This window comes from Halomonas sp. KM-1, from assembly GCF_000246875.1.
GTDB classification, from domain to species: domain Bacteria; phylum Pseudomonadota; class Gammaproteobacteria; order Pseudomonadales; family Halomonadaceae; genus Halomonas; species Halomonas aerodenitrificans.
Map to the genome: position 1 here is coordinate 67,495 of NZ_BAEU01000154.1, position 13,142 is coordinate 80,636.

Here is a 13,142-nt window from a genome sequence, read left to right on the forward strand (position 1 = left end):
CCATGCTACCCGACGGCGCCTCGGACGCTACTCCTTGCCTTCTTCGTCCGGCAGCGGCCATTGATAGCGCCTGCCGACGCTGCCATCCGCCGCAATCGACTCCAGCCGCACCGGAAAACCCCACAGCTGGTGCAGATGACGAATCACCGGGTAGACGCTACGGCCCAGCGGTCGCCGGCTATCCTGCACGTGATGCAGGGTCAATGAGCGGTTGCCGCGGATATCGGCTTCGTACACCTGTATATTGGGCTCCCGCAGCGACAGGGCGTACTGCGCGGCCAGCGCCTCCCGGATACGACGATAGCCACGCTCGTCGTGAATGGCCGCCACCTCCAGCATCTCCTCCTGATCGTCGTCGACGATGCTGAACAGCTTGAGGTCGCGCATGACCTTGGGCGAGAGGAACTGCTGGATGAAGGATTCATCCTTGAAGTTGCGCATGGCGAAATGCACCGCCTCCAGCCAGTCGCCACCCGCCGTGTCGGGGAACCACTCACGGTCCTCGGCGGTGGGGTTTTCGCACATGCGCTTGATGTCGCTGAACATGGCGAACCCCAGCGCGTAGGGGTTGATGCCACTGTAGTATGGGCTGTCGAAACCGGGCTGACTGACCACGGCGGTATGCGACTGCAGGAACTCCAGCATCAGCCCCTCGTCCACCAGCCCCTCGTCATAGAGCCGATTCATCAGGGTATAGTGCCAGAACGACGCCCAGCCTTCGTTCATCACCTGAGTCTGGCGCTGGGGGTAGAAGTACTGCGCCAGCTTGCGCACGATGCGCACGATCTCGCGCTGCCACGGCGCCAACAGCGGCGCGTTCTTTTCGATGAAATAGAGCAGGTTCTCCTGGGGCTCGGGTGGATAGCGTCCGCCCCCGTGCAGGCCCAGCGGATCCTCGTCGCTGGCCAGGCTGCCGGGTAGCGCATCCGCCGCCTGACGCCCCGGAATGGTGCGCCAGAGGGTGTTGACCTGGGTCTGCAGGTAGGCCTCGCGCTCTGCCTGGCGGCGGACCTCCTCCTCGGCGGAGATGGGTGACGGCCGCTTGTAGCGATCGACACCGTAGTTCTGCAGCGCGTGGCAGGCATCGAGGAGCTGCTCTACGGCCGTCACCCCGTGGCGCTGCTCGCATTCCGCCACGTACTTGCGCGCGAATACCAGGTAGTCGACGATCGAACTGGCATCCGTCCAGGTACGAAACAGGTAATTGCCCTTGAAGAAGGAGTTGTGGCCATAGCAGGCGTGGGCCATGACCAGCACCTGCATCATCAGGGTGTTCTCCTCCATCAGGTAGGCGATGCAGGGGTCGGAGTTGATCACCAGCTCGTAGGCCAGTCCCATCTGGCCACGCCGGTAGGCCTGCTCCACGGCCAGGAACTGCTTGCCGAACGACCAGTGATGGTAGCCCACCGGCATCCCCACGCTGGCATAGGCGTCCATCATCTGCTCGGTGGTGATGATCTCGATCTGGTTGGGGTAAGTGTCCAGCCGATACTCATCGGCCAGCCTGGCCAACTCCTGCTCATACTCCTTGAGGGTCTCGAAGTTCCAGTCGGAACCGGTGGCGATCGGCTTGCGTCGGGTCATGAGGCCTCCTCATCCACGTCAATGGGCGGCGCGGCGCTTGAACAGCTCACGGAACACCGGGTAGATATCGCCCGCCTCGACGATCTGGCGCATGGCGAAACGGTCGGGATGCCCGGCGGCCACCGTTTCGTACTCCTCCCACAGCGCCTGGTGGGCATGGGGAGTGATCTCCACGTAGGTGTAGTACTGCAGACGCGGCATCAGCTTCTTCATCAACAGCTCACGGCAGTTCACCGAGTCGTCGTCCCAGTTGTCACCGTCCGAGGCCTGGGCCACGTAGAGATTCCACTGCGCTGGCGAGTAGCGCCGGGTGATGATCTCGTCGACCAGGGTCAGGGCGCTGGAGACGATGGTGCCGCCGGTCTCCCGCGAGTAGAAGAACTCCTCCTCATCGACCTCCTTGGCCGCGGTGTGGTGACGCACGAAGACCAGTTCGACTTTCTCGTAGTTGCGCTCGAGAAACAGATAGAGCAGCAGGAAGAAGCGCTTGGCGATGTCCTTGTGGGCCTGGGTCATGGAGCCGGACACGTCCATCACGCAGAACATCACCGCCTTGCTCGACGGTTGGGGCTGATTGACCAGATTGTTGTAGCGCAGGTCGTAGGTGTCGATGTAGGGCACCGCCTCGAGGCGCTTCTCGAGACGCTCGATCTCCGCCTTGAGTTCGGCGATCCGCGACGGGTTGCGCAGCACCGGGTCCTTGCCCTCCTCCTCCTCCAGGGCCTCCTGCGCCTCGCGCAGGGCACGCCGGATCGGCGCCCGCATGGCGATGCGCCGGGCATACGCCTCGCGCATGGAGCGCACGATATTGATCCGCGCCGGCACCCCGTCGCGGGTGACCCCGGCGCGCACCGGCTTCACCTCATCGAGATCCTTGAGCGCCTTGCGCTCCAGATGCGGCAGTTCCAGACCGTCGAAGACGAAGTCGAGAAACTCCTCGCGGGTCAGGCTGAAGGCGAACTCGTCCATGCCCTCGCCCTGGTTGGAGGCGTTGCCCTCGCCGGCGCCACCCCCACCGCCGCCCCCACCGGGACGACGCAGCTTGTCACCTTCGACGAACTCCTTGTTGCCGGGGCTGACGATGGTGCGCTTGCCACCCGGCCCGTGCTGGAACACCGGTTCCGAGATATCGCGGGTGGGAATCGAGACCTTCTCGCCCCGCTCCATGTCGGTGATGGAGCGTCGGTTGACGGCCTCCTCCACCGAACGCTTGATATGCGTCCGGTAGCGGTCGAGAAAGCGCTGACGGTTTACGGCGCTCTTGTTCTTGGCGTTGGCGCGTCGGTCGATGAAATAGGTCATGCTGACCTCCTGGCTCGCGCCGCTTATTGCGATTTACGCACCCGCAGGTACCACTCCGAGAGCAGCCGTACCTGCTTCTCGGTATAGCCACGCTCCTTCATGCGCGCCACGAAGTCTTCGTGCTTCTTCTGATCCGCGGTGGATGCCTTGGCGTTGAAGGAGATCACCGGCAGCAGCTCCTCGGTGTTGGCGAACATCTTGTGCTCGATCACGCCGCGCAGCTTCTCGTAGGACTGCCAGCTGGGGTTCATGCCGTTGTTCTGCGCACGCGCCCGCAGCACGAAGTTGACCACCTCGTGACGGAAGTCCTTGGGATTGGAGATGCCGGCCGGCTTCTCGATCTTCTCCAGCTCCTCGTTGAGCGACTGACGGTTGAACAGCTCGCCGGTCTCGGGATCGCGGTACTCCTGGTCCTGAATCCAGAAGTCGGCGTAGGTGACGTAGCGGTCGAAGATGTTCTGGCCGTACTCGGAGTAGGACTCGAGATAGGCGGTCTGGATCTCCTTGCCGATGAAGTCGACATAGCGCGGTGCCAGGAACTCCTTGATGTAGCGCAGGTAGCGCTCGAAGGTCTCCTTGGGCAGGTGCTCCTGTTCGAGGCGCTGCTCTAGCACGTAGAGCAGGTGCACCGGGTTGGCGGCGATCTCGTGGTTGTCGAAGTTGAACACCTTCGACAGGATCTTGAAGGCGAAGCGGGTGGAGAGCCCATCCATACCCTCGTCGACCCCTGCGGCGTCGCGATACTCCTGGATCGACTTGGCCTTGGGATCGGTGTCCTTGAGGTTCTCGCCGTCGTAGACCCGCATCTTGGAGTAGATACTGGAGTTCTCCGGCTCCTTGAGCCGCGAGAGCACCGAGAACTGCGCCAGCATGCGCAGGGTATCGGGGGCGCAGGGGGCCTGATCGAGCGAGGAGTGCTCGAGCAGCTTCTTGTAGATGTTGATCTCTTCGGTCACCCGCAGGCAGTACGGCACCTTGACGATGTAGACACGGTCGAGGAAGGCCTCGTTGTTGCGGTTGTTGCGAAACGCCTGCCACTCGCTCTCGTTGGAGTGAGCCAGAACGATGCCTTCGAAGGGGATGGCCCCCATGCCCTCGGTGGGGTTGTAGTTGCCCTCCTGAGTCGCCGTCAGCAGCGGATGCAGCACCTTGATCGGCGCCTTGAACATCTCGATGAACTCCATCAGGCCCTGGTTGGCCTTGCACAGGCCACCGGAGAAACTGTAAGCGTCCGGGTCGTCCTGGGAGTAGAGTTCGAGCTGGCGGATGTCGACCTTACCCACCAGCGAGGAGATGTCCTGGTTGTTCTCGTCGCCCGGCTCGGTCTTGGAGATGGCGATCTGATTGAGCCGCGAGGGGTACAGACGCACCACCTTGAATTGGGAAATATCGCCGCCGTACTCCTTGAGGCGCTTGGCCGCCCAGGGCGACATCACACTCTTCACGTAGCGCCGCGGGATACCGTACTCCTTCTCCAGCAGTTCGCCGTCCTCCTCGGGCGAGAACAGCCCTAGCGGCGATTCGTAGACCGGCGAGCCCTTGATGGCATAGAACGGAATATGCTCCATCAGCAGCTTGAGCCGCTCCGCCAGCGACGACTTGCCGCCACCCACCGGACCGAGCAGATAGAGGATCTGCTTGCGCTCCTCGAGCCCCTGGGCGGCGTGGCGGAAGTAAGCCACGATCTGCTCGATCGCCTCTTCCATGCCGTAGAACTCGGAAAAGGCCGGGTAGCGGCGGATCACCTTGTTGGAAAAGATTCGGGAGAGCCGCGCATCCTTGGCGGTGTCGATCACCTCGGGTTCGCCAATGGCCTTCAGCATCCGCTCGGCGGCGCTGGCGTAGGCCATGGGGTCCTCACGACACAGCTCCAAATATTCCTGCAGGGTCATTTCCTCCTGCTGGACACGAGAGAAGCGGTTCTGCACATGGTCGAAGATGCTCATCGAAGCCTCCTGTTTGCCTTACCCCCCCTGGCCATCGAACCGGATGGCCGCCGCGGGTTACTCATCAGCCTAGTCACTTCGGGGCGCAGTGGGCGGCAAATAATCAACGCAAGGGTAGGATAACCATGAGAACGCAGGGCATGCCAAGGGTTCGATGATGGATCGAAAGATGCGTAAACGCTATTAGGACGCAGCTGACGAACGCCCGTACCGCCATCCGCGAAGGCATGGAAAAGTCATGCCGACCGTAGGGCAAAGAGGACACCATGCGCGGGCCGCCCATGACACAGGGGCACCACGAGCAGGCCGAAGGAAGGAGGTTGAAGCACGAAGACAGGCGATACTAGCGAAGCAGGCTGCCAGTCGGTGCAACAGGGAGCACGACTGGCAGCTAATGGAGATGTGGGTCTATTAGTGTAGACGTATAGACTCGTCAGGCAATAAACGCAGGCCCTGCGCCGGATGACGTCACCATCACCCGCTGCCGCGATTCAGCGAGTAGCTTGCTCGCGTACCTCGGCCAAGTCCCAGTCCCGGAGAAGCTCAACAGCCAGATCGGGAGAGTCGAGGCCCTGTCCCTCCACCTGCAGCAGGATGCGCCCATCGAGCAGCATGGTAGCCTCGACCCGCCCACGCTCGGCTTCCCACTTGACGATAGCCGACTCACGCCCCATGCGTACCCGCTCCATGTTGGGCTGCGAGGCTATCATGGCTGGATTGTTGAAGAGCGCGGCCATGCCTTGGACCATGGGGTTGTCGACCATCATCGACGCCTCCAGACGGCCATCGCCGCCCTCTTCTCGGTAGTTTCTTTGCAGCATGGCGCCGCCGCCCATCAGGGCCGCCGCCCCACCGCCTCCGGACTCCACCTCCTCGGCACTCCAGCCGGCAGGCGCCTCGGGAAAAGTATTGGCAAGGCGCCCCGACATCAGCTTGCGAATGTCATTGATGGCGAACTCAAGCTCGGTCAGCGCCGCACCATATTCTCCTTCCTGATAGAGTTCGAGACCCAGCTCGATCTGCTCGACGACCTCATCGGCCTGGGCGGAAGCGGTAACAGGGAGCGCCAGGGCCAGACCCAGCAACGCCGTTCCAACAGGTTTCCTCATGGCTCGCATCGATTCTCTCCGGTTGTTGTTTTTCTCGCGCTTCAAAGAACCAGGCGGGTGACACAGTTCGAAGATGCACCTCGACCAGTGTAACCCGCTTTTACAATGCTATCGTCACGGCGCCACGCCGGAGTAGTCGTGGCGCTCCGGCCCACTTGCTACAGCCCCGCCGCCACACGGGTGCCCTGATCGATGGCACGCTTGGCGTCGAGCTCGGCAGCCTCGTCGGCGCCACCGATCAGATGCACCGCCACGCCAGCCTCCTTGAGCGGCTCGAGGAGCTCGCGCACCGGATCCTGACCGGCGCAGATCACCACGCTGTCGACCTCGAGCAGGCGCGGCTCCCCGCCCAGGCGGATATGCAGGCCGTCGTCGTCGATGCCCATGTATTCGCAGCCCGCCAGCGTCTCCACGTTGCGGTGGCGCAGCGACATGCGGTGCACCCAGCCGGTGGACTTGCCCAGTCCCTTGCCAGGTTTGGAGGCCTTGCGCTGCAGCAGAAAGACCTGACGCGGCGTGTCAGGGCGCTCGGGCGGGCGCAGGCCGCCGCGTTGGGCGACACCGAGGTCGACGCCCCACTCGGCGCACCAGGCGTCACGATCCAGCGAGGGATGCCCTACGTGGGTCAGTAGCTCGGCCACGTCGAAGCCGATGCCGCCGGCACCGATGATCGCCACCCGCCGCCCGACCCGTTCCGGGTGCTGGATCGCCATGGGATAGCTCATCACCTTGGGATGGTCGATGCCCGGCAGCTCGAGCCGCCGCGGGCGCACCCCGCTGGCCAGAATCACCGCGTCGAAATCGCGCAGCGTCTGCACGTCGGCTTCGACGCCGAGCTTCACCGTGACGCCCAGCTTGTCGAGCATGACCTTGAAGTAGCGCAGCGTCTCGTCGAACTCCTCTTTGCCGGGAATCCTGCGCGCCAGGTTGAACTGACCGCCCAGCTCCCCGGTGCGCTCGAACAGCACCACGCTGTGGCCGCGGCGGGCCGCAGTGAGTGCCGCCGCCAGCCCCGCCGGACCGCCGCCGACCACGGCAACGTCGCGCGGTGTCTCAGCCGTCTCGATGACGAGCTCGGTCTCGTGGCAGGCCTGCGGATTGACCAGGCAGGTGGTGAGCTTGCCCTGGAAGGTATGATCCAGGCACGCCTGGTTGCAGGCGATACAGGTATTGATCTCGTCGTCGCGCCCTTCGGCCGCCTTGGCGACCCAGGCCGGGTCGGCGAGGAAGGGGCGTGCCATGGAGACCATGTCGGCATGACCATCGGCCAGCACGCGCTCGGCCACCTCGGGCATGTTGATGCGGTTGGTGGTGATCAGCGGTATGGAGAGCTCGGCCTTCATGCGCCGGGTGACCTCGGTGAAGGCCGCCCGCGGCACGCTGGTGACGATGGTGGGCACGCGCGCCTCGTGCCAGCCGATGCCGGTATTGATCAGGCTGGCGCCGGCAGTCTCGATGGCACGCCCCAGGGTCACCACCTCTTCCCAGGTGCTGCCCTCTTCCACCAGGTCGATCATCGACAGGCGGAAGATGATCAGGAAGTCGTCGCCCACCGCCTGGCGAATGCGCGACACGATCTCGACGGCGAAACGCATGCGGTTGTCGAATGCCCCGCCCCAGCGGTCGTCACGTTGGTTGGTGCGCAGGCACAAAAACTGGTTGATCAGATAGCCCTCGGAGCCCATCACCTCGACACCGTCATAACCGGCCTCCCGTGCCAGCGAGGCGCAACGCACGTAGGCCTCGATCTGACGCTCTACCTCAGCGTCGCTGAGCTCATGCGGCACGAAGGGGTTGATCGGCGCCTGGAGCGGCGAAGGCGCGACCAGCTCGGGAGAGTAGGCGTAGCGTCCGGCATGCAGAATCTGCATGCAGATGCGCCCGCCCTCGGCGTGCACGGCCTCGACCACGCCGCGATGATCGGCCACCTGCTCGGCGCGCTCCAGCGTGGCTGCCCCCTGGAATACCGCCCCTTCGGGGTTGGGCGCGATGCCGCCGGTGACGATCAAGCCGACGCCGGCACGGGCACGTTCGGCATAGAACGCTGCCAGGCGGGCGAAGCCGTTCGGCGCCTCTTCCAGGTTGGTATGCATGGAGCCCATCAGCACGCGGTTGGGCAGTGTCAGATGGCCCACCTCGAGCGGACGAAAAAGATGAGGATAGCGCACGCCGAACTCCTCCTTGGGTCGAGTCACGGTCAATTTCAAACAACTGTATGATAGCTGAACGACAGGCGCAAAAGAAAAAGCGGTACATATGCCGAAGGGCGAAGCGAGCCTGACACGCTGCAGGCGAAATCCGCAGCGCACGAAGGCCTGCGCGGGCCGGCGGAGGGAGTATAGTCGATACGAAAAGGCCCCGAGCCGTGGGCTCGGGGCCTGAAATCGAATGGCGGACCGGACGGGACTCGAACCCGCGACCTCCGGCGTGACAGGCCGGCATTCTAACCGACTGAACTACCGGTCCGCGTGGTGGGTGATACCGGACTCGAACCAGTGACCCCCAGCATGTGAGGCTGGTGCTCTAACCAACTGAGCTAATCACCCACGCATATCGCAACTAGCGAAAACTGCAGAACAGACATCGTGGCGGACCGGACGGGACTCGAACCCGCGACCTCCGGCGTGACAGGCCGGCATTCTAACCGACTGAACTACCGGTCCACAGCTGATGAACTGCTTGGAAACGATGGCGGACCGGACGGGACTCGAACCCGCGACCTCCGGCGTGACAGGCCGGCATTCTAACCGACTGAACTACCGGTCCGCTGCTTGCTTCCTACGTGCCCAGGTTCTTGCCATCGCCTCTGTTCGGACGCGATGGTGGGTGGTACAGGGTTCGAACCTGTGACCCCCAGCTTGTAAGGCTGGTGCTCTCCCAGCTGAGCTAACCACCCCTGGTCACGTGGCGCTGAATTCTACAGAGTTCCTTTTCCTTGTCAACGCCTTTGCGACTTCAGCGACGAGTTCGAGAGTGGCCACGAACACGCATTCCACGGCGAAACCGGCCACAGGCCGCACCAGCCTTGAACTTGATCACCGCGTCTATCGATGGGAGCCCATGAAAGCGGCGATCACGGCCGCCCCCTCTTCGATCAACTCCGCCTGATCGCGGCCCGATGAGCGTCGTGGCTTCCAGTCATGGTCGCCATCGGCGAGCCAATGCACTCGCACATGCTCCGGCAGTTCGTAGCCCGCGACTTCCTCCCGAGTGCCAAACGGATCGCGACTGCCCTGCACCACCAGGGTGGGACACTCGATCGACGGCCAGTGCGACAGCCGTAAACGCTCAGGCTTGCCGGGTGGATGAAAGGGATAGCCGCACAGAACCAGACCGGTCACCGCCTCGTTCGCTGCCAGCAGACTGGCCGCGCGCCCACCCATCGACTTGCCCCCGAGCCACAGGTTACCCCCTTGGGGCCGTGTCAGAATGTCGCACCACTGTGACAACTCTTCTACCAAGCGGTCGATACGAGGAGGCGGCCTTCGCCTGCCTTCTCGCTGCATGTGCTGCATGTAGGCGAACTCGACGGCCAGGGTCTGAACCCCCTCGCGGGCCAGCGCATCACGCAAATGACTCATATAGGCCGACTGCTGGCCAGCCCCCGCACCATGGGCGATCAGCAGGCAACCGCTGCTGCCGTCGCCCTTCACTTCGAGTGGCCCCAGCCCTTCCACGAACCAGTTTCCGGGCCGCTCTTTCGGCTCCCATTCGCCCAGTCGGGCGGGATCGATGCTCAGCGCAGCTTTCGACGAAAAGTCCGACACGCGTCAAATTCCTATACCAGTTTCACCTGTATCCTTGTTTCAGTCTGTCAGGCGGCTGCGCTAGAATCCGCTCTGCTTTCTGACCTGCATCACCCAACCGGGAGCGCCGAGTGGCAGCCGCCACCACGAGTTCTCGACACGCGTTCGATGGGAACCTGACATGAGCACAGCATTAGAGCACCCGACCTACAACTACAAGGTAGTTCGGCAGTTCGCGATCATGACAGTGGTGTGGGGCATCGTGGGCATGCTCCTCGGTGTCATCCTCGCCGCACAGCTGGTATGGCCGCAACTCAACCTCGATCTGCCTTGGACCAGCTTCGGCCGTCTGCGCCCGCTGCACACCAACGCCGTCATCTTCGCCTTCGGTGGCTCCGCCCTGATGGCAACCTCGTATTACGTGGTGCAGCGTACCTGCCAGACGCGGCTGTTTTCCGACAAGCTGGCGGCCTTCACCTTCTGGGGCTGGCAGGCGGTGATTCTGTCGGCGGTGGTCACGCTGCCGCTGGGCTACACCACCACCAAGGAGTACGCCGAGCTCGAGTGGCCGATCAACATCCTGATCGCCGTGGTCTGGGTCAGCTACGCCATCGTCTTCCTGATGACCGTCAAGCAGCGACGCACCTCCCACATCTACGTGGCCAACTGGTTCTTCGCCGCCTTCATCCTGACCGTGGCGGTGCTGCACATCGTCAACAACGCGGCGATCCCGGTCACCATGATGTACTCCATCTCGCTCTACTCCGGCGCCATCGACGCCATGGTGCAGTGGTGGTACGGCCACAACGCGGTGGGCTTCTTCCTGACCGCCGGCTTCCTCGGCATGATGTACTACTTCGTGCCCAAGCAGGCCGAGCGCCCCATCTACTCCTATCGCCTGTCGATCGTGCACTTCTGGGCCCTGATCATGATCTACATGTGGGCCGGCCCGCACCACCTGCACTACACCGCGCTGCCCGACTGGGCTCAGTCGCTGGGCATGGTGATGTCGATCATCCTGCTGGCGCCCTCCTGGGGCGGCATGATCAACGGCATGATGACCCTCTCCGGCGCCTGGCATAAGCTGCGCACCGATCCGACCCTGCGCTTCCTGGTCGTTGCCCTGGCCTTCTACGGCATGTCCACCTTCGAAGGGCCGATGATGGCCATCAAGACGGTCAACGCCCTGTCCCACTACACCGACTGGACCATCGGACACGTGCACGCCGGCGCCCTGGGCTGGGTGGCGATGATCACCATCGGCTCCATGTATCACCTGATTCCGCGCCTGTTCGGCCGCACTGAGATGTACTCGGTCGGTCTGATCGCCGTGCACTTCTGGCTCTCCACCATCGGCACCGTACTCTACATCGCCGCCATGTGGGTCAATGGCATCCTGCAGGGCCTGATGTGGCGCGCCATCAACCCCGACGGCACCTTGATGTACACCTTCATGGAGTCGGTCGAGGCCAGCGGTCCCGGCTACGTCGTACGCCTGATCGGCGGCCTGTTCTGGGTCGTGGGCATGTTGATCATGGCTTACAACGTCTTCATGACCGTCAAGCGCAGCGAAGCCGCCCAGCAGCCGCTTCCGCAGTCCGCCTGAGCAACCGGGGATACCGACACCAATGAAACACGAGATTGTCGAAAAGAACGTAGGCCTGCTCGCCGTGTTGATCCTGGTGGTGATCAGCTTCGGCGGCCTGGCCGAGATCGTGCCGCTGTTCTTTCAGAAGCAGACTACGGAGCCAGTGGACGGGCTGCGCCCGCTGTCTGCCCTGGAGCTGGAGGGTCGCGACATCTACCGGCGTGAGGGCTGCGTCGGCTGTCACTCGCAGATGATCCGCCCGTTCCGCGCCGAGACCGAGCGCTACGGCCACTACAGCGTGGCTGGCGAGTTCATCTACGAGCACAACTTCCTGTGGGGCTCCAAGCGTACCGGCCCGGATCTGGCTCGCGTCGGCGGCCGCTACAGCGACGACTGGCACCGTGCCCACATGTACAACCCGCGCGACGTGGTACCCGGTTCGATCATGCCGGCCTATCCGTGGCTGTTCGAACGCACCCTCGACGGCCGTGACACGCCGCGCAAGATGGAGGCGCTGCGCCGCCTGGGCGTGCCCTACACCGATGAAGATATCGCCAACGCCACGCGTGAAGTCCGTGGCCAGCAGGAGATCACCGCGCTGGTGGCCTATCTGCAACAGCTGGGGACCGTGCTCGAGGGCACGCGCTGATCATGGATACCGGTACCTTTCGCGGCATCATCACCGGCCTGCTGATCATCGCCTTCCTGGGCATTACCTGGTGGGCATACTCCCGGCGACGCAAGCCGGATTTCGACGAGGCGGCCAACCTGCCCTTCGCCGAGGACGACGAACAAAGCAACCGTGACAGCAGCGCCTCGCAGCAGCGCTCCAAGCGCGAGCAGGCAAGCGAAGCCGATTCCCGCCACGACAGGGGAGACAAAGACACATGAGCAACTTCTGGGGTGACTCCCTCTCCGAGTTCTGGAGTGCCTGGATCATCATCATCACGCTGGGCTCCATCGCCTTCGCTTTCTGGATCCTGTACGCCAACCGCAAGACCGACAAGGTGCCGGATGCCGACGGCAACGTGGAAACCACCGGTCATGCCGCCGACGAGATCGAGGAGTACGACAATCCGCTGCCGCGCTGGTGGTTCCAGCTCTACGTGGCCACGGTGATCTTCGCCCTGGGCTATCTGCTGCTCTACCCCGGCCTTGGCAACTTCACCGGCCTGCTGGGCTGGACCCAGGAAGGCCAGTGGGAGCAGGAAGTGGCCCGCGCCGAGGAGCGCTTCACGCCGATCTTCGCCCAGTACCAGGAGATTCCGATCCCCGAGCTGGCGCAGGACGCCGAAGCGATGCAGGTCGCCGAGCGCATCTACCAGAACAACTGCGCGGTGTGTCACGGCGCCAACGCCCGCGGCGGCTACGGTTTCCCCAACCTGACCAACGACGATTGGCTCTACGGTGGCGAACCCGAGCAGATCATGACCACCCTGATTCGCGGTCGTAACGGTCTGATGCCCTCGTTCCAGAGCCTGGGCGAGCGCAACATCGAGCGAGTCGCTCAGCACGTGCTGTCGCTCTCGGGCCTCGAGCACGATGCCGAGCAGGCCGAGCAGGGTGCTGCGGTCTACGCCTCGGTGTGTGCCGCCTGTCATGGCCAGGAAGGCACCGGCAACACGGCCCTGGGCGCGCCCAACCTGACCAACGACATCTGGCTCTATCAGGCGCCCGGTCAGAGCGTGGCCGACTCGATCCGCCAGACGCTGCGCAATGGCCGCAATGGCCACATGCCGGCTCAGGAAGCCTACATCGGCGAAGAGCGTGTCCATCTGGTGGCGGCTTACGTTTATAGTCTGCGCTTCCGCGACTGACGTCCCCCGCCCGGGCGGGCAGTGCGACCCACCGTCGCACTGCCCCGCCT

The 13,142-nt window shown here is 63.5% G+C and carries 10 protein-coding genes and 5 tRNA genes; 4 read left to right on the forward strand and 11 right to left on the reverse strand.

Annotated features, from left to right (window positions below; translation table 11 throughout):
* Window positions 1-27: 27 nt before the first annotated feature.
* From B8115_RS20175 to B8115_RS20225, 11 genes are all read right to left on the reverse strand, one after another.
* Window positions 28-1,584 (reverse strand): SpoVR family protein, encoded by a 1,557-nt coding sequence (locus B8115_RS20175; protein ID WP_010629670.1) that lies wholly within the window; start codon window positions 1,582-1,584, stop codon window positions 28-30.
* A gap of 18 nt (window positions 1,585-1,602) precedes the next feature.
* Window positions 1,603-2,886 (reverse strand): YeaH/YhbH family protein, encoded by a 1,284-nt coding sequence (locus tag B8115_RS20180; protein WP_010629671.1) that lies wholly within the window; start codon window positions 2,884-2,886, stop codon window positions 1,603-1,605.
* 23 nt (window positions 2,887-2,909) lie between these two features.
* On the reverse strand, window positions 2,910-4,832 hold the full coding sequence (locus B8115_RS20185; protein ID WP_010629672.1) for a PrkA family serine protein kinase: 1,923 nt from the start codon (window positions 4,830-4,832) through the stop codon (window positions 2,910-2,912).
* A gap of 491 nt (window positions 4,833-5,323) precedes the next feature.
* The gene (locus B8115_RS20190) at window positions 5,324-5,941 is read right to left on the reverse strand and encodes a hypothetical protein (protein WP_202949112.1); all 618 of its coding nucleotides are present in this window, start codon (window positions 5,939-5,941) and stop codon (window positions 5,324-5,326) included.
* A gap of 158 nt (window positions 5,942-6,099) precedes the next feature.
* Window positions 6,100-8,136 (reverse strand): NADPH-dependent 2,4-dienoyl-CoA reductase, encoded by a 2,037-nt coding sequence (locus B8115_RS20195; protein WP_274517428.1) that lies wholly within the window; start codon window positions 8,134-8,136, stop codon window positions 6,100-6,102.
* A gap of 194 nt (window positions 8,137-8,330) precedes the next feature.
* Window positions 8,331-8,407, reverse strand: a tRNA-Asp gene (locus B8115_RS20200).
* Between the two features lie 3 nt (window positions 8,408-8,410).
* Window positions 8,411-8,487 (reverse strand) — tRNA-Val (locus B8115_RS20205).
* A 40-nt stretch (window positions 8,488-8,527) separates the two neighbouring features.
* A tRNA-Asp gene (locus tag B8115_RS20210) sits at window positions 8,528-8,604 on the reverse strand.
* A gap of 26 nt (window positions 8,605-8,630) precedes the next feature.
* Window positions 8,631-8,707, reverse strand: a tRNA-Asp gene (locus B8115_RS20215).
* Between the two features lie 54 nt (window positions 8,708-8,761).
* Window positions 8,762-8,837 (reverse strand) — tRNA-Val (locus tag B8115_RS20220).
* Window positions 8,838-8,985: 148 nt separating this feature from the next.
* Entirely contained in the window at window positions 8,986-9,708 is a 723-nt protein-coding gene (locus B8115_RS20225; protein WP_010629675.1) for an alpha/beta family hydrolase, read from the reverse strand.
* A 160-nt stretch (window positions 9,709-9,868) separates the two neighbouring features.
* Between B8115_RS20225 and ccoN the strand changes: the two genes are divergently transcribed.
* From ccoN to ccoP, 4 genes are read left to right on the forward strand one after another with little or no spacing between them, the layout of a single operon-like run.
* Window positions 9,869-11,293, forward strand: a complete 1,425-nt coding sequence (gene ccoN, locus B8115_RS20230) for a cytochrome-c oxidase, cbb3-type subunit I (RefSeq protein ID WP_010629676.1) — start codon at window positions 9,869-9,871, stop codon at window positions 11,291-11,293.
* 22 nt (window positions 11,294-11,315) lie between these two features.
* The gene (gene ccoO / locus B8115_RS20235; RefSeq protein WP_010629677.1) at window positions 11,316-11,924 is read left to right on the forward strand and encodes a cytochrome-c oxidase, cbb3-type subunit II; all 609 of its coding nucleotides are present in this window, start codon (window positions 11,316-11,318) and stop codon (window positions 11,922-11,924) included.
* A gap of 2 nt (window positions 11,925-11,926) precedes the next feature.
* Window positions 11,927-12,166: a CcoQ/FixQ family Cbb3-type cytochrome c oxidase assembly chaperone gene (locus B8115_RS20240; RefSeq protein WP_010629678.1), complete on the forward strand. Its 240-nt coding sequence runs from the start codon at window positions 11,927-11,929 to the stop codon at window positions 12,164-12,166.
* Window positions 12,163-13,092, forward strand: coding sequence for a cytochrome-c oxidase, cbb3-type subunit III (ccoP, locus tag B8115_RS20245; protein ID WP_010629679.1), 930 nt, complete (start codon window positions 12,163-12,165; stop codon window positions 13,090-13,092). The genes B8115_RS20240 and ccoP overlap by 4 nt, the downstream gene beginning before the upstream one ends.
* Window positions 13,093-13,142 lie beyond the last annotated feature (50 nt).

Excerpts from the sequence above, each read along its gene's own strand:
- ccoO (WP_010629677.1), top strand. The coding sequence starts at position 11,316 with ATGAAACACGAGATTGTCGAAAAGAACGTAGGCCTGCTCGCCGTGTTG.
- B8115_RS20185 (WP_010629672.1), bottom strand. The coding sequence starts at position 4,832 with ATGAGCATCTTCGACCATGTGCAGAACCGCTTCTCTCGTGTCCAGCAG.
- ccoP (WP_010629679.1), top strand. The coding sequence starts at position 12,163 with ATGAGCAACTTCTGGGGTGACTCCCTCTCCGAGTTCTGGAGTGCCTGG.
- B8115_RS20190 (WP_202949112.1), bottom strand. The coding sequence starts at position 5,941 with ATGAGGAAACCTGTTGGAACGGCGTTGCTGGGTCTGGCCCTGGCGCTC.
- B8115_RS20175 (WP_010629670.1), bottom strand. The coding sequence starts at position 1,584 with ATGACCCGACGCAAGCCGATCGCCACCGGTTCCGACTGGAACTTCGAG.
- B8115_RS20240 (WP_010629678.1), top strand. The coding sequence starts at position 11,927 with ATGGATACCGGTACCTTTCGCGGCATCATCACCGGCCTGCTGATCATC.
- B8115_RS20180 (WP_010629671.1), bottom strand. The coding sequence starts at position 2,886 with ATGACCTATTTCATCGACCGACGCGCCAACGCCAAGAACAAGAGCGCC.
- ccoN (WP_010629676.1), top strand. The coding sequence starts at position 9,869 with ATGAGCACAGCATTAGAGCACCCGACCTACAACTACAAGGTAGTTCGG.